General features: G+C 49.8%; 18 protein-coding genes and 1 riboswitch. Of the genes, 8 read left to right on the forward strand and 10 right to left on the reverse strand.

The annotated features are described in order from the left end of the window. Positions 1-167, forward strand: a 167-nt coding sequence (locus H6F86_RS26200) for an IS1 family transposase (RefSeq protein ID WP_242033292.1), incomplete at its 5' end; no start/stop codon positions are given. Between the two features lie 120 nt (positions 168-287). Here the strand turns inward: H6F86_RS26200 and H6F86_RS26205 are convergent. From H6F86_RS26205 to cobG, 7 genes are all read right to left on the reverse strand, one after another. Continuing rightward, positions 288-1,280 carry a vitamin K epoxide reductase family protein gene (locus H6F86_RS26205; protein WP_190452830.1) on the reverse strand — a complete coding sequence of 331 codons (993 nt, stop codon included), beginning with the start codon at positions 1,278-1,280 and terminating at the stop codon, positions 288-290. 232 nt (positions 1,281-1,512) lie between these two features. Then, positions 1,513-2,892, reverse strand: coding sequence for a precorrin-3B C(17)-methyltransferase (cobJ, locus tag H6F86_RS26210; protein ID WP_190452832.1), 1,380 nt, complete (start codon positions 2,890-2,892; stop codon positions 1,513-1,515). Next, on the reverse strand, positions 2,889-3,623 hold the full coding sequence (locus H6F86_RS26215) for a Uma2 family endonuclease (protein ID WP_190452834.1): 735 nt from the start codon (positions 3,621-3,623) through the stop codon (positions 2,889-2,891). Before H6F86_RS26215 ends, cobJ begins: the two co-directional genes overlap by 4 nt. A 49-nt stretch (positions 3,624-3,672) precedes the next feature. Next, complete coding sequence (locus H6F86_RS26220) at positions 3,673-4,524, reverse strand: precorrin-2 C(20)-methyltransferase (RefSeq protein WP_242033705.1); 852 nt, start codon at positions 4,522-4,524, stop codon at positions 3,673-3,675. Then, positions 4,521-5,150 (reverse strand): precorrin-8X methylmutase, encoded by a 630-nt coding sequence (locus tag H6F86_RS26225; RefSeq protein WP_190452835.1) that lies wholly within the window; start codon positions 5,148-5,150, stop codon positions 4,521-4,523. The genes H6F86_RS26220 and H6F86_RS26225 overlap by 4 nt, the downstream gene beginning before the upstream one ends. Then, the gene (locus tag H6F86_RS26230) at positions 5,143-5,838 is read right to left on the reverse strand and encodes an SAM-dependent methyltransferase (protein WP_190452837.1); all 696 of its coding nucleotides are present in this window, start codon (positions 5,836-5,838) and stop codon (positions 5,143-5,145) included. Before H6F86_RS26230 ends, H6F86_RS26225 begins: the two co-directional genes overlap by 8 nt. 5 nt (positions 5,839-5,843) lie before the next feature. Next, entirely contained in the window at positions 5,844-7,340 is a 1,497-nt protein-coding gene (gene cobG, locus H6F86_RS26235) for a precorrin-3B synthase (protein ID WP_242033706.1), read from the reverse strand. A gap of 48 nt (positions 7,341-7,388) precedes the next feature. Further along, a riboswitch (cobalamin riboswitch) is annotated at positions 7,389-7,591 on the reverse strand. Positions 7,592-7,887: 296 nt separating this feature from the next. Between cobG and cbiE the strand changes: the two genes are divergently transcribed. Then, positions 7,888-9,090, forward strand: coding sequence for a precorrin-6y C5,15-methyltransferase (decarboxylating) subunit CbiE (gene cbiE, locus H6F86_RS26240; protein WP_190452841.1), 1,203 nt, complete (start codon positions 7,888-7,890; stop codon positions 9,088-9,090). Between the two features lie 176 nt (positions 9,091-9,266). Here the strand turns inward: cbiE and H6F86_RS26245 are convergent, their stop codons facing one another. The 3 genes from H6F86_RS26245 to H6F86_RS26255 all read right to left on the reverse strand — a co-directional run bounded on the left by H6F86_RS26245 (position 9,267) and on the right by H6F86_RS26255 (position 12,712). Continuing rightward, positions 9,267-10,016, reverse strand: coding sequence for a cobalt-precorrin-6A reductase (locus tag H6F86_RS26245; RefSeq protein ID WP_190452843.1), 750 nt, complete (start codon positions 10,014-10,016; stop codon positions 9,267-9,269). Between the two features lie 145 nt (positions 10,017-10,161). Then, entirely contained in the window at positions 10,162-10,977 is an 816-nt protein-coding gene (locus H6F86_RS26250) for an SPFH domain-containing protein (RefSeq protein ID WP_190452845.1), read from the reverse strand. 193 nt (positions 10,978-11,170) lie between these two features. Then, a complete protein-coding gene (locus H6F86_RS26255) occupies positions 11,171-12,712 on the reverse strand; it encodes a hypothetical protein (RefSeq protein ID WP_190452847.1) in 1,542 nt (513 codons plus the stop codon). A gap of 445 nt (positions 12,713-13,157) precedes the next feature. Between H6F86_RS26255 and H6F86_RS26260 the strand changes: the two genes are divergently transcribed. The 6 genes from H6F86_RS26260 to H6F86_RS26285 all read left to right on the forward strand — a co-directional run bounded on the left by H6F86_RS26260 (position 13,158) and on the right by H6F86_RS26285 (position 18,829). Further along, the gene (locus H6F86_RS26260) at positions 13,158-13,856 is read left to right on the forward strand and encodes a pirin family protein (protein WP_190452850.1); all 699 of its coding nucleotides are present in this window, start codon (positions 13,158-13,160) and stop codon (positions 13,854-13,856) included. Between the two features lie 153 nt (positions 13,857-14,009). After that, complete coding sequence (locus H6F86_RS26265) at positions 14,010-14,972, forward strand: glutathione S-transferase family protein (protein ID WP_190452852.1); 963 nt, start codon at positions 14,010-14,012, stop codon at positions 14,970-14,972. Between the two features lie 261 nt (positions 14,973-15,233). Continuing rightward, entirely contained in the window at positions 15,234-15,665 is a 432-nt protein-coding gene (locus H6F86_RS26270) for a pentapeptide repeat-containing protein (RefSeq protein ID WP_190452854.1), read from the forward strand. A gap of 46 nt (positions 15,666-15,711) precedes the next feature. Beyond that, positions 15,712-16,395 (forward strand): SDR family oxidoreductase, encoded by a 684-nt coding sequence (locus H6F86_RS26275; protein WP_190452857.1) that lies wholly within the window; start codon positions 15,712-15,714, stop codon positions 16,393-16,395. Positions 16,396-16,649: 254 nt separating this feature from the next. Then, entirely contained in the window at positions 16,650-18,236 is a 1,587-nt protein-coding gene (locus H6F86_RS31780; protein ID WP_199305527.1) for a DUF3747 domain-containing protein, read from the forward strand. Positions 18,237-18,265: 29 nt separating this feature from the next. Continuing rightward, positions 18,266-18,829, forward strand: a complete 564-nt coding sequence (locus H6F86_RS26285) for a ketosteroid isomerase family protein (protein WP_347241139.1) — start codon at positions 18,266-18,268, stop codon at positions 18,827-18,829. Positions 18,830-19,132: the final 303 nt, after the last annotated feature.

Below are 19,132 nucleotides of genomic sequence, written 5' to 3' on the forward strand. Positions count from 1 at the left end.
GTAAAGAAACGGGTAGAACCAACTACATTGAACGCTTCAACAACACGTTGAGGCAACGAGTGTCTCGACTGGTTCGCAAAACCTTGTCATTTTCAAAATCCGTAGAGAATCATCTTGGTGCCCTTTGGTATTTCATCCATCACTACAACGCATCATTACTTGTGTAGCACTACCAGAAGGTACCACTTGTAGGGGGCAGGTTTTGCCAGAATCTTGGCTCATAGCTGCTCACATTGGCATCAAACCTGACCCTACGGGTACTTTGTTTGCAAGAAATCTCCTTAGAACTACAAGCTGTTCTTAAAGTTACGCGGTCCCTTGTAGCCAGACTCATCGGCTAGCTGTTGCAAGGTTTGCTGTCCAGGATAGAACTTACCGTTAATCTCCCAAGTGGGAAACCCAAAACCTTGACCCGTTTGTTTCTCAACTTGAGCAGCAACCGTCTGACAAGCAGCCGTTTGACTCTCTACGCCATCAGGAGCACACTCAACATACGGCAAATCATTCAGTGCTGCTACCCCAAACAGCTTTTTCTGTTGAGTGCAGTGAGGACACCAGTAGGCGCTGTACATCTTTGCGCCAGTCTGCTTGAGGTGACGGGCAAGCTGGATTTCTGCTTCGCCAGAGGTGTCTTTAATAGTGGCAAACACTTGTCCACTAGCAGACGCGATATTATAAGCATCCGCAACAGGCTTGCCTACAGGTGCATAAATTGCCAACGTAGCCACTAACGTTACAACCCCAACAATCAGCCCTGAGAACAGAAGCTGACCGATATCGTCCCAGACGCGCCCTAAAAGCGTCAGCACAAAAAGGCTAGCTGAAAAGATCGCTGACGCAATACAGTAGTAGCAAATGCCTTTAACACCAAAGGGCGCCACAAACTTCGTGAACATAATGGTCATGAGGTAGCCGCTGAAGATCAACATGGCAGTTGATCCAAGAAACAGCAGAAACCAGGTCCAGTTTTCCAGGTTCGATCGCAGCTCTTTTTGCTGATCGCCCTGGATAGCTAGGGGGGCAAGTGCAAAGAGTGCCATGCTGATATATGCCACCAAGCCAAACAGCGCGAGCGGCAACCCAAATACCGTGGCATAAGGACTGGAAAGCACTTGTTCGCAGCCCCCACTTGGGCAAGCAGTATCAGTATTAGTGAATTTAGAAATGGTGATATAGGCAGTGTTGAGAGCGCCCAGAATGGCAACGCCTCCAAGCAGCGGACGCGACCAGCGCTGAATCCAGGGAGCGGTGCGACGACGATTGGCAAGACCCTTAGACATAAGACATCCTCAAAACCCGGCAGTTCTCCTGAACGTAACAGCGTTACCCTACCATTCTGCCCTATGGGACTTCTGATCGTATAGCAATTCTCATAGGATTGGGTGTCGGCAGAGGGCGCGGAGGGAGCAGGAGAAGCAGGGGGAGCAAGAGACTAAAGAGTTGTTGGTTTTTAGTTTTTAGACGCAAGCTGACTGCTGATTGCTCAATCAACTCAAAACTCAAAACTCTCCCTCAGCCCTCATAGTGCCGTGGTGTATAAACCCAAACGTTGCCATCAGCTCGTGCGATCGTGCGCGTTTTGCTAGAGCCGATTAACAGTACTGTTCGCATATCTGCGTGTGCGGCTGTGAGCTGATCGAGAGCAATAACCTGCACAGATTGACCCGATCGACCCAAATTACGTGCCAGCACTACGGGCGTTGCGGGCGATCGCCATTTCATTAAAATCTCTTTCGCTTTATCTAGTTGCCACGTTCGTTGTTTAGAAACGGGATTGTAAAACGCCATTGCAAAATCAGCTTGCGCTGCTAAGGCAATGCGTTCTTCAATCACTGACCACGGCTTGAGAATATCCGATAGGGAGATAGCGCAGAAGTCATGCCCCAGTGGAGCACCGATCGCTGCGGCTGCTGCCTGCATCGCTGAAATTCCAGGCGCTACATGAATCTCAAGCTGTTGCCAGGCCGGATTTGCCTCGCGATCGATCACCTCAAATACGGCGGCTGCCATCGCGTAAATGCCAGGATCGCCAGAGGAAACAACGACGACTGAGCGACCCTCAGCCGCAAGTTCCAGCGCTTGACGGGCGCGATCGAGTTCCACACGATTATCCGATTCATGCCGCTTGCCTTGAGCAAACGCGCCGACCAAATCTAAATAGGTCTTGTAGCCGACCAGATCCGTAGCGGCTAGCAGAATTGCCTTGACCTCCGGCGACATCCACTCAACGGCTCCGGGACCTGTACCGACGATCGCCAGCTTACCCGGAACAGTAACGGGTTGATAGACCAGATGGGTCGCGCTGCCTGCTACAGGACGATCGCTCACTTCGATCGTGTGAGTACCGTCAGTTGTAAAAGGAAGATTGCTTTGACTAAGCCAGGACGCATCACCAAGGAGTCTCACTGTCGCTCCAGAGATGAGATCGGACGTGAACGCTTTGGCGTGTTCTGGATTGACTAACCGATAACCACGTGGCGGTGCTTCTAACACAATGTTGAAGCGTAGTTGTCCAGTGGCAGTAATGGCAGCGTTGGTATCCAGGGCACGAGCGAGCGTCGTTGCCAATTCATTCGCACCCGTTAAGCCACCCAGAAGCGGTACGACAGCACTACCATCATCTGCCACAGCTATAACAGGTGGTTCTGCTCGTTTATCTGTCAGCAGGGTTGCCAGCGATCGAATCAAAATCCCAGCGGCACAGATGCCAATGATGGGGGTTCCCTTGCTGAACAGTTCTCGCACCGTGTCACCAAAGTTGGCGTATAGCACATCAACAGACTGCGTGCGTCCAGCTAAACCATAGATCGTTGCGGCTGGCACTGCTGCCTGGATCTGCCGTGCGATCGCTACACTGGTTTCGCCAAGAATAATAACAACGGGTGGTCTCATTGTGGTCGATCGTTTGCCTGGCTCGGCTTGTCTTGCAACTCAAGTTGCTGGACAAAGGCTTGATGCGCTGCGGACTCAATGCCCGTTTGTAAGACTGCTAACACCGATCGCATCTCGCCCTGCAACATAGCTTCGACGTTTAGCCACAAGCCTGGAAATACCTGGCTGTGAAGCACACCTTCATCAGGTGCTAACGAAACGTAATCCCCATCCTGTAACTGAAACCAATCAATTTTTTGGTCAAACACTTGCCAGACGATGTATTCCTGCACGCCACTCCGTCGATAGGCTCTTTTCTTGTCGCCCAAATCGATCGCGGCACTACTAGCAGCAACCTCTACGACCAGTTCTGGTGCCCCTTCCACGTACTCATCCTCACTCAACATAGAGCGCCCACCGCTTTCTGCACTAATGAGTAAAACACCATCTGGTTGTGGCTCGTTGTCTATATCCAGACGAACGGTTGGCTCAATGCCCATTTCTACACACGACGTAGCGGCTTCATACACTCCTAGCCAGGTGATTAAGCGCCCATGTGGTTTGGCATGAGGTCTAAAGCGTAACGGTGATGCCATGTACACGACTCCTTCAATCAGTTCGGCTTTTTTCAATTTGGGCATGGCATGGTAACGGCGCTCAAATTCGGGACGGGTCAAGCGATCGCCGTTTTCCAGTGGTGGCAGTGCCGACCCTTTTAACTGAGAAGTCGTGGTTTGAGGCAAGGAAGTCATGGCAACAGTTCCCCGATCTGGGGTGAAGGTGATTCTATTATCAATAATTTCATTGAGGGCGTGTTTGGCTAGGGATGAGAATCAGCGCCCAGTAGGGAACGTCAGCCGGATTCATGTCGGCGATCGGGCGAATCTGCTGGTTTGGCATGGTCGCCCGTTCGATATATAGCGCCCGTGAGAGTAAATCTAGCTCGTCCAGAATAGTGCGGACTTTGGCGAAGTGCCTGCCCAGTTTAATGATGATGGCAGCATCGGCAACGGCGAGGCGATCGCGCAAGGTCGCTTCATCCAGTGTCGCAGGCATAATGCTGAGAACATCGTTGCGATAGGTCAGAGGCGCACCCAACATCGCAGCGCTAGCAAAGGTCGAAGAAATCCCCGGCACCACTTCAGTATCAAAGCGTCCCGCAAGGCGATTGAAGATGTACATAAACGAGCCATACAGCATTGGTTCGCCTTCACATAGCACCGCTACGTCGCGTCCCGCCGCAAGATGCTGGGCGATCGTCTCAGCGGCAGCGTCATAATGTGGCTGAGACGATCGCTCTACGCTAAACGGTAGCGGCATGGGCACTTCAAGCTGCTCTGGGCGGATGAAATCTGCAACGATCGCTCGTGCCAACACTTTGCCGCTTTCCATTGTGGGATACGCAATCACCGGCACCGAAGTCAAAATGCGGTGGGCTTTGAGCGTCAGTAGCTCTGGATCACCGGGACCAATGCCCAAGCCGTAAAGTTTTCCGAGGGGTGGGGGAGTCGGGAGTCGGGAGTCGGGAGTGGGGGAAGAGAGTGTTGAGTGCTGAACTGCTTCCCCTACCTCCCCTGCTTCCTTTGCCTTCTGCCCTCTGCCTTCTACCTTCTGCCCCATGCCTTCTGCCTTCTGCCCATCCATTGCCGTCATAATTCATGCTCCTTTGCTAACGCATTCACGGCTGCGGCTGCCATTGCACTACCACCCCGACGACCTTGAATGGTCAAAAAGGGGACACCTCTGCTGTTAGCTGCCAGCGCCGCTTTTGATTCAGCAGCACCGACAAAGCCAACCGGAAAGCCCAAGATTAGTGCAGGTTTGGGTGCGCCTTCATCTAGCAGTTCCAGCAGGCGAAAGAGCGCAGTTGGGGCATTGCCAATCGCCACCACTGCGCCTTCTAAATGTGGTTTCCACAGTTCTAACGCGGCAGCCGATCGGGTGTTCTGGATTGTTTGGGCGATCGTAGGCACTTGTGGATCGTTCAACGTACAAATGACAGCATTGTTTGCAGGTAGGCGTTTACGAGTGACACCATTTGCCACCATTTGAGCGTCACACAAAATGGGCGCACCGTTAATGAGTGCTGATCGTCCTGCGCTCGCTGCATCAGTTGAATATGCCAAATCAGTCACAATATCGGTCATACCGCAAGCGTGAATCAACCGCACGGCTACCGCTTCTAGTGTGGCTGGTAATGTTGCTAAATTTGCCTCGGCTCGAATGATGGCAAACGAGTGTTGATAGATTTCGTTACCATCGCGAATGTAGTCAATCATGCTTACGTTCAGTTGTAATCATCAACATTTCATTACCACCCTTTTGCAATTCGTAAGGCACTTTTTTGAGCGCTAAACGATGACCTTGATTGGCTAGAGCTTGCATAACTGGATCGAGATGGGGCGATCGCTGGCGCATCAACGTGAGGATGGGGAAAATACGCACTTCTCGACTAACTCTTAGCATTTCTTGAATCGATTCTAGATGAAATTGATAGTCGAACTGTTCTGAATACAAGAATAAAAAGTGTGAACAGACGGCTAAATCATACGTTTGATCAAGCTGTGCTAAATGAGGCAAGGCATCGATTACATAACGTCCGTCTGCTTTCCCAGTTTCATAATCATTAATGAACGTATGAATCGCCTTCACTCGATTTTTGCGTAGGTCATTTGGTGAATGGTGATACGACCAAACCCAATCGTCTGGCGATGCCTTAATCTGACTCATAATATTGTCTACAACGGTATGAAAACGAGACAAGATTTCGACACCGCTGAATTGATAAATCGGATCAACTGAAGTAACGCTATAACCCAATTGCGTTGCCTCAGCGTTGAAACTAGCAGGACCATCGCCCACCCCTAAAAGACGTTGCTTTAGATCAACATCCGTCAGGTTAAACATTTTGATATATTCATCTAGTGATCGCCCAAATGGTACGACCTTCTCCAGTTTCATTGCCATCAGTTTTAGCCTTTAACCCCCATCAAGCCGCAATCTGACGACGAACTAAGCATCTGATGCAGCTCAGCGATCGCATATCGATTGACAAAGTGCTTGAAGGTTTCCTGTGAGTGCGATCGTTGGTTTTGATAAACCCGTAACATCTGCTCAATCAAGCCAGGTAATTGTGTGAAGGCATAGTTTTGATAGAGCGATCGACCGAACTTTGTACTATCCTCATCTGAAGCATCTTCACCAACATAAACGTGATATGCTTCATAACCATTTTGAGCTACGCCAACCAGTGCAATATCGCTAGTATGATGCTGAGCGCAGGATTTTTCACAGCCGCTGAAATGGATATTAATGGGGCAATCAAGCGCAATATGTTCTTCTAAATAGGTTGCCAGTGCTAGTGCGTCGGCTTGCGTATTAGTAGCGGATGACTTGCAGCCGGTTGTACCAGAACAAGCCACGATCGCGCTTTGAGGATGCGTTGCAGATGTATGCAAGCCCAACTGTTCAACTTTCTGCTGTACTACTGCTATTTGTGACGTTTGCAGATCAGGAAGCAAGACATTTTGCCAGGGTGTAAAGCGCAGTATGCCGCTGCCATAGTGTGCTGCAAGTGTTGCTAAGCCACGTAGTTGCTGCGTCTCTAAACGACCGAGGGGAAGTATTGTACCAATGTAAGAAAGTCCGGTTTGCCGTTGCGAATGGATTGCTAAATGTTGATAGCCATTTGTTAGTGAACCGTTGTCAGTTCTTTCACTTCGCTGCAAGGGAAAGGGGAGATGACGTGCAACTGCTTGTAAAAAATTTTCCACACCCCAGTCGTGCAAAAGCTCTCTTAAGCGTGGTTTACGACGTTTTGTAGTGTCGATCGCGCTTGTGTAATCGCGGTAGATCTCTGCTATGGCTGATAGCACCTGTAAACTCTCTTCCGGCTTGACCAGCACCTTGACATCGCAGGGCGCTGCTCCACGATCGCCCAGATTGAGATGGAGACGGAACCAAACCGCTTCACCAATTTGCACGGCAACCAAGCTGATATCGTTAGGTCGATCGCGCACCGAAACTGCTTCGCCACCATCAAAGCACACGCTAAATTTGGGCGACAGCACTGCAAAATCGGGACGTGTCGTGAGATAACGGTTCCAGGCAGCAACAAACGGGCGTGTGTCCAGTAATTGCAGGCGATCGATGCCTGCGGTAGGGCTACACATGATGTTGCGAAGTGAGTCTACAGCGGCGAGCGGGGCTGCTAAATCAAGGTTTTGCAGGCGATCCAGCATCTCTGTTGTAATGCCTGCCCGAAGCTCACGAATTTGCACATTTGCGCGGTTTGTCACTTCTACATAGCCGCCACCAAACTGGTCAGCGAGGTCAGCGATCGCCTCACACTGCGGCACCGTCAGCAGTCCACCCGGTATTCTCAAGCGCAAAAGCAGCCCATCCTGTGCAGCTGACGGCTGAAATAAACCGGGACACGTGGCAAATGGTGATACGGCTAAGGCTGACAAAACTTTTACTCCTTCCCCGTGCGACGCAGGGAGTAGACGACAAAGGCATCCCACAGATACCAGCCCAGTCGGCATTCTGACTTGGAAAGGCTAAGGGCTAAAGGCTAAAAACTAAAGATAAAAATTTATCCTTTAGCGTTTATCCTTCATCCTTTGCTTCGTCCTTTCTCTTCACAGTTGCGGCACAGTACCGGAATCACACCGGACTTTCCCGACTTGAGGCTTCAGTAACTTAGCATGAGAAGGCAGGCAAGACGCGAGATACCAACTTTTGTAATGAGCCGGTCGAGTTTCAGCGAGCGACTATTGGCTATCAGCTATCAGCGGTTAGCTATCAGCTATCAGCCTGAGAGTTTGAATTACCTGCTTCACTAGCGGCATACTTTATCAGGCTTTTAGCTCTTAACTCGAGGCTGACTGCTGAAAGCTAACCCCTGACGGCTTCGTTCTCACTAGCGGATACTTTATCAGCTTTTAGCTCCCACCCTGAGACTGACCGCTGAAAGCTGACCGCTGACGGCTCCATTAAACTCTTTAGTGCTGCTACATGACTCAGAAATGGCTTTCGGTAGTGGGGATTGGCGAGGACGGGTTAGCGGGACTCAGCCCGATCGCTCGTTCTCTAGTTGATCGTGCTGAAGTGCTAGTGGGGGGCGATCGACATCTGGCTATGCTGCCGACAGACGAGCGCGAACGCCTGGTTTGGACATCGCCTCTGCGGGACTCGATCGAGGCAATTTTGCATCGTCAGGGGCAAGCCGTCTGTGTGCTGGCAAGTGGCGATCCCATGTGCTACGGCATTGGGGTCACGCTGCTTCGTCACATCCCTTTGACGGAAATGACGATTCTTCCGGCACCATCGACCTTCAGCCTTGCTTGTGCCCGACTCGGTTGGTCGCTTACGGAAGTCGAAACGGTCAGCTTGTGCAATCGTCCGCCTGCCTTGCTGCACGCCTATCTTTATCCGGGTGCCAGGCTCTTGATCTTGAGTGAAAGTCAACAAACACCCGCGATCGTTGCGGCACTGCTGACTCAACGCGGTTTTGGCAATAGTTCAATGACGGTTTTAGAACGGTTGGGTGGCGCTTACGAACGTCATGTAGTGGGCACTGCCTCAACATGGAGCGAGACTAATTTAGCCAACCTCAACGCGATCGCGGTTGAGTGCGTTGCCCATTCAGGCGTAACAGCCCTGCCGCGTACACCGGGACTTCCAGACGATGCTTATCACCATGACGGACAACTGACCAAGCATGAGGTACGGGCGCTTACCCTGTCGGCGCTTGCGCCCATGCCAGGAGAACTTTTGTGGGATGTGGGCGCAGGCTGTGGGTCGATCGCCATTGAATGGATGCGGAGCCATCCCCGTTGTCGGGCGATCGCCATTGAGAAAACCAGAACACAGTATATTGCCGATAATGCAGCGGCACTCGGCACACCGGGGCTACACATCATCAACGGCAAAGCACCTGATGCGCTCCAAGATTTGCCTCAACCCAACGCTATTTTTATTGGTGGTGGTGCCACCACCGACGGCATGATTGAAACCTGCTGGGCAGCGTTGCCACAGGGTGGTCGTCTAGTTGCTAATGTGGTCACGATCGAGGGTGAACGACTCCTCTTTCAATGGCATGAAAAACTAGGCGGCACCTTTACCCGCATTGCTATTCAACGTGCCGAACCGATTGGGCGTTTTTTGGGTTGGCGATCGCTCGCACCAATTACGCAGTGGGCAGTAGTCAAACCCTAGCTAAGACCGCCGCTAACCGCAGCTATAAAGGATGAAAAGCCTTTCACTCCCAACCTTGGGAGCATTGATTATCACTAAAATTCTTAGATAGCCGATTGGTTTTGTAACCGTTACTGTGCTATCGATCAGTTCTCTTGCCGATCGCTGAAAGCCGACTGCTGAAAGCTGAGCACTTTTCAAAGCATTTGCTTCACCCACTCCACTGCACTAGCAACATCTGAGACTCGATCGCCAGATGGCATTGCAGGACGCTGCACCATCACGATCGGTAGCGCCAGTTCTCTCGCTGCCATAACTTTGGCGTAAGTGGCAGCACCACCGCTGTTTTTGCTGACGATCGCCTCAATCCTGTGCTGTTTTAGGAGCGCAATCTCGTTTTCTAGCGTATAGGGACCGCGATCAAGCAGCAATTCGCCATTTGGTAACGCCATGTCGGTGGCTGGTGGATCAATCGACCGCATGAGGAACCAATGTGGTAACAGCGCGAAGGGTGCAAGCTGCTGTCTGCCAATGGTAAGAAAAATTCGCTTGGCATTCGTTGGGATAGCTGGGGCAGCGGCTTCGACAGTCTCGACCTCAATCCAGCGATCGCCCGCAACTTTCTTCCACTCTGGTCGCACCAGCATGAGATGAGGAAGACGTGCCTCAACTGCTGCCATTGCTGCATTCCAGGACATCTGTGCAGCGAATGGATGCGTGGCATCAATCAAGATATCAATATGTTGCTGTTTGAGGTAAGCAAGCAAGCCATTAGAGCCACTAAAACCACCAACGCGCACTGCTCCAGGTAGCGCGGACGGTTGCTGTGTCCGTCCAGCTAAAGCGGTGGTAATCGCTACTCCGGGCAAAACCGAGAGTTGGGCAGCGAGTGCGGCTGCATCGCCTGTGCCACCTAAAATGAGCACTCGTGTGGTCTCAGAATTCACTGCGTCGCTTTAGAAAAACTGAATGCGAAAACGTTTCATCCGGTTGGATAGTCCTGGTAGGCGTTACTTGCTGTTGGGTAACGTATTAGGGATGCCAGCGTTGCAAAGCGTGCCATCCCTGATACAAGACGATCAAGATGATGCGCTATTTTGTTGCCAGCTTCGCCGTATCGAGATTAATGAACGGCAGCGCCCCATTGCCACCCATAACCTGTGGAAACTTGCCGTCCCATTTCTCGATCGCCTGTTTCTGTAGCAGTTCTGGTGTCAGCGTCTCACGCAGCAAGCGTTGGGCTTCTGCTTGTCCTTTAGAGCGGTTGATCGTTGCTTCGGCTTCTTGCTCGGCTTCCTGAGCAACATACACGGCTCGTTGGGCGCGCTGTTCTGCAATCTGCTTCTCCTCTACCGCATTAGAAAATTCGGGCGAAAATTTCAGATCAACGACGCTGGTATCAAGAATGATGATGCCGTACTTATTCAGGCGATCACCCAGTGCCATATCAAAGTCCTGCTTCAGCTCATCACGCTTAGTAATCGCTTCTTCAATGGTGCGCCGTGCCGCCGCAATCTTAAACGACTCCTGCGTTTGAGGTGCAATAATCTTCGACACAATGTTTTGCAAACTGCCCTGTGTGCGTCGGATATTCACAACCTGAGCTGGATCTAAGCGAAAGTTGATGGCAAAGCTGGCAGTCAAGTCTTGCAAATCGCGGGTAGAACTTTGGGCAGGCACTTCAAACTTCTGCACAGTCAAATCGTAAATGTCGACTCTGGAAACAAACGGTGGCTTGATATGAATGCCTTCTAGCAGTTCACCATCACGCGCTTTACCGAGAATGCTAATAACCCCAGCCTCACCGGGGTTGATGATGACAAAGGCATTCAGCCCTAACAGCGCCACGATGCCGACGAGCACCAGTAGTGCAGTCGTCTGCCAGGTTTGCGCTTGCTGACTACTCACGATTGAAACTCCTTTGTATTGATCACTGCTACGACCATAGGCGATCGACGTTGCATAATGCTTGCCTACAGCAAAGACGATCGCTTGAAGGTGGCAGCGATCGCGCCAGCACTATCAAAAGTGGCGATCGCTAACGTGGTGGAGGGATCAAGAGGATCAGTGAAAGCTGTTTTTTCTGGCAAACAACGATCGCTTATCGATAGGCAAGCTCCTGAAATTCCTCATGTTCAGGAAAAGGGTAAACCCTCAGATTATGGTTCTGGTTGATATTGAGCCGTCGGTAAAACATTGGGTGCACCACACAGCAATCTGTAACAAGTAGCGGTAGTCGTGTTTTTGAACTATATTCAAAATCTGCTTCTACAAAGCCCGATTTTTGATCAATATTTCGTACTCGTCCAATAATGCCTAGTTCAGCAATGAGTTGCCGAAACGCGAAGGGAGAATATTCTCCAGTCGGCCATTCCGATGAAGTAAGCGGTGCTCTTTTATCTAATTCATTCCCTTTAAAGATCATCGGTAAACCTGACAGCGCTTCCACAATTCTGCCAACTTTTGGGTAAACGGCACTGTAAGAGTTAAGCACTTCTTCCGCCAAAGCATATTCACCTTCTGCAACAGCCTTGATAATCGTTTCTGGACGAAAAGCTGGGAATGTTTTTTCTCTAGTCGCTCGAGCTGCGATCGTATTACAGAGTACAATCAGTTGCCGAGGACGCATTTGCGTATGACGCAGCACATAAGGAAACGATAGCTCAGACAAGCCTTTATGATTCCGTAGGCTGTTGCCAAAATAAGGGTTCCACATCTTCTCGCGGACTTCGTTATAGTCATCCCATTTGATGTTTGTAGACTCTTTGGAGAGCTGACCCACTGCGCGTAAATAATGATGAAAGCGCCAGCTAATAAGTCGCAGTAAATCTTTTGGTCGCCAATGCAAATAGACTTCATGTCGCACAAATTTCAGCGTGTTTAGAATGACTTCTTCCTTCAGGTGAGGGAAAACTTCAGCCATCAAAAAGATCTTTAAATGCACTCCATTTCTAGCGTGATCGCGATTGAACTCAGAACCGCACTGAATCAGCGCTGCCGTTGTTCGCATCATAATGTCGTCATTAACAGCGTAATTTTCCAATGTGTCGATCGCTACGATGATCGGTTTTTTGCGTGCTATTTCCAGTACGGCAGCTTTACCAGCGGTAATTCTTTCGTCTGAAAGAATCGCTTCTAACTCACTCAGTAAATCACCTTTGGTATCCAAAAAATGATTAACCAGAGCGCTGAGTGTATGGCGAATGAAGTTGGAGACTTTGCTATTGTGATCGCCAAAGATACAGGCAGCCCGAATCCGTATATCCTGATCCTTCAGTTCTTTAAAGATGATGAGCCAAATGAGAAAGTCCCATATTTTTGCAATTCTAGGAATGGCAACTTCGCGAGACTGCATCGTGAGTTTAGAAACTTTTTCTAAAATCTGTTCAAACGCTACAGGCTCATCAACATCAATTGCGATCGTGTTGCGAAGTTGCTTTTGAAAGGAGAAGAATTGAGAGAGGGCAGTTTTTCCCGATCCTCGTCTGCCCACGATAAGGAAGGCATTTGGATCAAGCGCTAAACTATTGAATCGAGTTTCGTAAAAGAAATATTCGCTGTACTCTTGCTTGAGGAGTTTCACTTCAGATTCGCAATCTGCTTCTCCAAAAGGACTCACTTGCTTGACAGTTTCCTGGTGCAATCGGGTTCTCCTCTATCTTCAAGCTAAAGCTGTACGCCCACATTATGAGTGAGGGTGCTTAACTATCTAATTACCCGCGCGGGTAGTTTGTTTGATTAACCGTTTCTGCAACCCGACCGTTTGTATGTATGTTTAGGCTTCAGGAATGAAGTTGATATGCGAATGGCTTACGCTGTACTCAACTTCAGCGACACCACATAGCGGTTAGTTCTTATAAAGATGGTGCAAGTTGACAACACGATCGCGCCTCGCAATGTGTCATCCTGCTAATCGTTGACTTCAGAAGAGCGATCGCCCCTCACAGCTATAGAAGCGTACCGCATAGCAGCGGCATAGTAGGCATATCAAGACTAATGCCAATTAGTTTGCATACAAACATTTTATGTGTTATTCTGTTTGCATACGAAGTGTATGACTTAGTATATTTCTACAGGAGGCACTGATCATGCTCACAGTTCGTAAAGCTGAAGACCGGGGACACGCTAACCACGGGTGGCTAGACTCCTATCATTCATTCTCATTTGCCAACTATTACGATCCACAGCACATGGGCTTTCGTAGCCTGCGGGTCATCAACGAAGATATGGTTGCCCCTGCTAAAGGTTTCCCAACGCATCCCCATCGGGATATGGAAATCATCACCTATGTCGTCTCTGGTGCCGTGGCTCACAAAGATAGTATCGGTAATACAGAGAAGGTTGGTGCTGGTGGTGTGCAGCGCTTTTCGGCAGGCACCGGGATTACTCACAGCGAGTTCAATCCCTCCACGACAGAAGGATTGCATTTGCTGCAAATCTGGCTTTTGCCAGAACGGCAAGGCATCACGCCTAGCTACGAGCAAAAAGAGTTCCCAGCAGCAACAAAACGCAACCAATGGCGGGCTATTGCAAATCGTGAGGCAACGGATGGTGCAGTCAAGCTGCATCAAGATGCCGCAATCTACGCCACGATTCTAGAGCCAGGTGAGCAGCTTACCTATACGCTGCAAGCCGATCGCCATGCCTGGGTACAAATTGTGCAGGGGGAGGTGACGCTGAACGGTACCACACTTGATAAGGGTGATGCGGCTGCAATCAGTAACGCAACCGAATTAGCTTTTGCAGCCAGCACCGATGCAGAAATCCTGCTGTTTGATCTGGCATAACAGTGAGTTAGGAAGGGGTTGGGGAGAGAAGGCTAAAGGCTGAAGGTTAAAGACTGAAGTCTGAAGCAGATCCTCGCCCCTTCCTTCCCCCTCTCCTTATTCCGCTCCTACAACTCAAAACTCAACACCTAAAACTTCCAATGGAGGCACCGTATGGCACTCGGTATGATGGTCGATGGCAAATGGACAACAGAATGGACAGAGCGTGACAAGACGGGCAAATTTAACCGAATGCCAACAAAGTTCCGTCACTGGGTTACGGCAGATGGGTCGAGCGGGTTTAAGGCAGAAGCAGGACGGTATCACCTCTACATTTCGCTGGCGTGTCCGTGGGCGCACCGGACGCTAATGATGCGTCAGCTTAAAGGGTTAGATGAAGCGATCGGGTTGTCGATCGTCGATCCTATTTTAACGGATAAGGGTTGGGGCTTTTCGGATGCACCAGGCTGCCTTCCCGATACAGTAAACCACGCTCAATACTTGCAGGACCTTTACGTTAAAGCAGATGATCGCTACACCGGACGGATCACGGTGCCTGTGCTGTGGGATAAGCAGACCCAGACGATCGTCAACAATGAGTCGCGTGAAATTATTCGGATGTTTGATACTGCCTTTACGGCGATCGCCAAACCAGACACAGATTTCTATCCTCCAGCCTTGCAAGACACAATTGATCGGACGATCGACGCGATTTATATGCCTATTAATAACGGCGTGTATCGGTCTGGGTTTGCTACATCTCAAGACGCTTACGAAGAAGCAGTAACAGAACTGTTTGAAAACCTTGATCGTTGGGAAGCCGTTCTAGGTCAGCAGCGTTATTTGTGTGGCAATCAACTCACTGAAGCAGATATCTGTCTCTTTACAACCTTGATACGCTTTGATGCTGTGTATCACGGGCACTTCAAATGCAATCTCAAGCGCCTTGTTGATTATCCAAATTTGTGGAATTACCTGAAAGATATCTATCAATATCCCAGCATTAAAGCAACGTGCAATTTAGACCACATCAAGCGCCATTACTATATGAGCCAGACGCAGGTAAACCCGAATCACATTGTTCCAAAAGGTCCATTGATCAATTTTGATGAGCCCCACGATCGCGCCCGTTTTTAAGGCGATAAAGCTAGAGGCGATCGCAAAACCCAACTTATTTTGGTAGCAATTTTTTAGCAACAAACTGTTATAGCGGTTGGCTAATGTTTCCTACAAATCTCTGCCGATAGCAGGATTGCGAGCGCCGAGCCTTGTGGCAATGTAGAAGTAGTTGACTTATTCCCTTTCGCTCAATTCCGATTTTTGTCGTGTGTCTTGTGTAGTAGCCAACTGACGCTTCACTTTGCGCGAAGCAAGCAATGGACATTCCAAGAGGCAAATATGAACCTTAAACTTTCTCCCGCGCTTTTAATCGCCGCTGCTCTGGCGATCACCGCTCCAGCGCAGGCTGCAAATCCGGCTCACGTACAGCGCCTAATCGAAACGCGATCGTGTGCTGGGTGCGATTTATCTGGCGCAGACTTAACAGAGGCGCACCTGATTGGCGCTGACCTTAGAAATGCCAATCTGCAAGGTGCTAATTTGACTAATGCCAACCTCGAAGGTGCTGACTTAACAGGTGCTAATCTTGAAGGTGCTAATCTTTCGGAAGCCTTTGCTAGTAACGTTAGCCTCAATCAAGCGAACCTTACAGATGCCAATTTGAAAGATGCTAATGTGAGTAATGCTGAAACCGCTGGTGCTAAAACCAGTGGTGTGGATATCACAGGGGCACTCCTGGAAGGTAGCGGTATCAGCGTTGGTAGTGACTAGACTGAAGCAGTCGATGTAGCGACCTGTAAATGGGCGAACAGAGCGGATGACTAAATTGATCCTCATTACTGGTGTGAGCCAGGGACTTGGGCTTGCAATGACAGAGGGGTTTGCCCAAGCAGGACATACAGTTATAGGCTGTGCTCGATCGCCCAAGGCGATAGGAAAACTTCAGCAGCGCTTTGGCTCACCGCATGACTTTGCCGCGATCGATGTCGCTCATGAGCTTCAGGTAGAGGCATGGGCAAAGCGACTGCTGGCAACCTATGGAACGCCAGATTTGCTGATCAATAATGCTGCGATTATCAACACGCTAGCGCCCCTCTGGGAAGTGCCGTCAGCAGACTTTTCTACATTGATCGACATTAATATTAAAGGTGTTGCTAATGTCATTCGCCATTTTTTACCCGCAATGGTGACAAAGCAGCATGGCATCATTGTGAATCTTAGCTCCGGGTGGGGGCGATCGACTTCGCCTAATGTTGCATCTTATTGCGCGTCTAAATGGGCGATCGAAGGCTTAACTCGCGCCCTAGCTCAAGAGCTTCCTCCAGGCATGGCAGCCATTCCTCTCAGTCCTGGTATTGTGCATACTGAGATGCTGGAAACTTGCTATGGCAGCGACGCAGCCAGTTTCATCGCGCCACACGATTGGGCTGCCAGCGCCATTCCCTTTTTTCTTAACTTAAAACCTGAACATAATGGTCAACCGCTGACGGTTCCTAGTTAAACAAACCATTAGCCTGATGCATCCCTCTCAATTCTCCTTATGAAAGGAGAAGTTGCAGGCAAGGGATTCTACCTTGTAGCGTTCAAAAAGGGAGTTGCTATTAAGGCTTTGGAAGAAGTTGATCTGGGAACGGCACTATTAAGGTGCCAATGCGTCAACGAGGAGTAAAACCGGCAAGGTTCGATCGATTGCTATGCTGTTAAGCGATCGAACAATACGTTGGTTCGACTCGTTTACGCAGGTAGGTTACATCTATGGCAACTTCAATCCGATCGCGCCTTGCTTCTATCGCTACGGTTTTAGGCATCACATCTCTAGGTCTGTTGCCTTCGGCAAAAACCGCGATCGCGGCAGTCTTTGGGCAAACAGAGGTTGACCCCAACAAGTTTGCAGTTGTTGCGTCTCCGCTCGGTGCTAATGCATACCAACTTTTGATCCTAGAGCAGGTTTCTAACGCACGTCCCTGCTGGAGTGAGAGCGGCACAAACCCTACACTAATCGATCCACTCCTCTTGCAATTTGACTTCACAGACATTTGTGCGCGTAGTACTGACAGTAACGGCTACTCGGTCCGCATGGCTAACCGGGAATTTGGTCTTCTCTTTCAACTTGGTATCGCCCGACGTGAAAACGATCTGGTGCTATTGGCGACCAATTTGACTAATCGTGATGCACCACCGATCGAAATTGGCAGAACAAATGGATTACCCCCGGCTGGCGCTTTTGTCAAAATCAGTCTTAACTCTGGTTGGCGACTCACAAAGCGCACTGAAAATGGCAAGGTGCTGGGACTGGTTTATCTCACCAGCGATACGGCACCATCCAACATTAAGCTAACGGCTTTTGTTGATACGCAGTCAAATTGGGCGAAGACTTACATTGATGCACTGGCTGCACAAAACATCATCAGTGGTTTTGAAGATGGCACCTTTCGTCCGAATGATCCGGTAACACGCGTACAGTTTGCCGCGATCGTTAGCAAAGCGTTTAGCACGCCTGCTCAACGCCCCCGCACCGCCTTTAGTGATATTCAACCCAGCTTTTGGGGTGCCGAAGCTATTCAAATGGCTTACGAGAAGGGCTTTATGTCGGGTTATCCAGACAACACATTTAAGCCCAATCAACAAATTCCCCGTGTCGAAGCACTAGTGACACTAGCCAGCGGGTTGCAATTCAGCAGCACAGGCGCAGATGTGTTGTCCTATTACCAGGATGCTGCTCAAATTCCAGATTGGGCAATGGGGGCGATCGCAGCGGCAACCGAGAACCAAATTGTTGTCAACTATCCTCGAGTAAAAGGTTTAAACCCAGCTCGTCCTACCACTCGTGCTGAAGTTGCTGCCTTTGTCTATCAGGCATTAGTAAATGCTGGACGACTGCCTACTATTCCATCTAACTATGTTGTGGTCGTCGGTGCTCCAATACCGGCTCAACCACCATCCTCTACGGAACTTGGCGTACCGACACCAAACCCATCCCCAATGCCTTCAATACTAGTGCCTACGCCCTCGGTGAATCCGACTCCATCACCCACTCTGGCACCCACACCAACACTAACTCCATCACCTACACCAACTCCATCCCTCACGCCCCCGGTGAATCCGACTCCATCACCCTCTCCATCATTGTTCCCTACACCCAATCCATCACCTTTCCCCACGCCAACTCCATCACCCTCTCCCACTCCATCACCTACACCAACTCCATTGCTCACACCATCAGCCACACCCTCTCCCACTCCATCACCCACGCCATCACTATTCCCTACCCCATCACCCTCTCCCACTCCATCACCCACTCCAGGGTCTGTAGTCGTGCCGACAACACCTGTCTATCCCTAGTGCTACTGATATAGCAAAGTTTTGGCTGCTTGCGGCACAGAATCTCTCTAAGGAGGCAAGCGTTTATTGGTTTCCCTACCTATGCTTGCCTTACGCAGCTTGGCTTACTCCAGGCTGCGATCGCCCTAGCTTTAACCAAAACTATGCAACCGTCACCCTCCACCCTGCACCAAGCAACTGCATCACCAGCGCTTACCATTGCTGGCATCAGCGAACCAGTAATCTTGCGCTACTTTGAAACGCTTAACGAAGAGGCGTTTGAGGCAACGAGTCAACTGTTTGCCGTTGATGGTGTAATGCAACCACCGTTTGAGCAAGCGATAGAGGGTCAGGCTGCGATCGCCACCTACCTGCAAGCAGAAGCAAAAGGTCTAAAGTTGCAACCACGTCAGGGTGTGGCGCAAGCGGTGGAGGATGGCTGTACCACAGTGGAGGTTAGCGGAAAGGTGCAAACCCCCATTTTTGGAGTCAATGTCTCCTGGCTCTTTACACTTAACGAAAACAAAGAGTTAACGTTCGCAAAAATTAAGCTTCTTGCCTCTCCCCAAGAGTTGCTAAATGCACAAATTCTCTCTAGGCGATCGGAAAGTTGAGGTTACCGTCGATCGCCTATAGCAATTAACAAGACATAGGATGCTGCTGAATCAAGAGTTGTCAAACGTCAGCAAGCACTGCACGTTGGAACCTAAGCTCATGCAAAGGTCATTCTGCTTAAAGACCTGACGAGTATCTTGATCGCGCGTCAAATTACGTTTTTCAACCGCTATCAGCTAGTGCTAGCGTTTCTAGTAGATGAGCAAAGCGTCGGCGAACTGTAAAATTGAGACATAAAGTTTACGTAAATTTACGCAATTTTTCCATTTAAGGATTGTTTGTGCTTTATCGCTTATGCAACT

This window comes from Phormidium sp. FACHB-592, assembly GCF_014695795.1.
Classification (GTDB): Bacteria; Cyanobacteriota; Cyanobacteriia; order Leptolyngbyales; family Leptolyngbyaceae; genus Stenomitos.

What these genes read in the sequence shown, in the direction of transcription:
- H6F86_RS26225 (WP_190452835.1), bottom strand. Translation starts at nt 5,150, where the DNA reads ATGATTGACTACATTCGCGATGGTAACGAAATCTATCAACACTCGTTT.
- H6F86_RS26220 (WP_242033705.1), bottom strand. Translation starts at nt 4,524, where the DNA reads ATGACGGCAATGGATGGGCAGAAGGCAGAAGGCATGGGGCAGAAGGTA.
- cbiE (WP_190452841.1), top strand. Translation starts at nt 7,888, where the DNA reads ATGACTCAGAAATGGCTTTCGGTAGTGGGGATTGGCGAGGACGGGTTA.
- cobJ (WP_190452832.1), bottom strand. Translation starts at nt 2,892, where the DNA reads ATGAGACCACCCGTTGTTATTATTCTTGGCGAAACCAGTGTAGCGATC.
- H6F86_RS26275 (WP_190452857.1), top strand. Translation starts at nt 15,712, where the DNA reads ATGACTAAATTGATCCTCATTACTGGTGTGAGCCAGGGACTTGGGCTT.
- H6F86_RS26265 (WP_190452852.1), top strand. Translation starts at nt 14,010, where the DNA reads ATGGCACTCGGTATGATGGTCGATGGCAAATGGACAACAGAATGGACA.
- H6F86_RS31780 (WP_199305527.1), top strand. Translation starts at nt 16,650, where the DNA reads ATGGCAACTTCAATCCGATCGCGCCTTGCTTCTATCGCTACGGTTTTA.
- H6F86_RS26215 (WP_190452834.1), bottom strand. Translation starts at nt 3,623, where the DNA reads ATGACTTCCTTGCCTCAAACCACGACTTCTCAGTTAAAAGGGTCGGCA.
- H6F86_RS26260 (WP_190452850.1), top strand. Translation starts at nt 13,158, where the DNA reads ATGCTCACAGTTCGTAAAGCTGAAGACCGGGGACACGCTAACCACGGG.
- H6F86_RS26270 (WP_190452854.1), top strand. Translation starts at nt 15,234, where the DNA reads ATGAACCTTAAACTTTCTCCCGCGCTTTTAATCGCCGCTGCTCTGGCG.
- H6F86_RS26230 (WP_190452837.1), bottom strand. Translation starts at nt 5,838, where the DNA reads ATGGCAATGAAACTGGAGAAGGTCGTACCATTTGGGCGATCACTAGAT.
- H6F86_RS26205 (WP_190452830.1), bottom strand. Translation starts at nt 1,280, where the DNA reads ATGTCTAAGGGTCTTGCCAATCGTCGTCGCACCGCTCCCTGGATTCAG.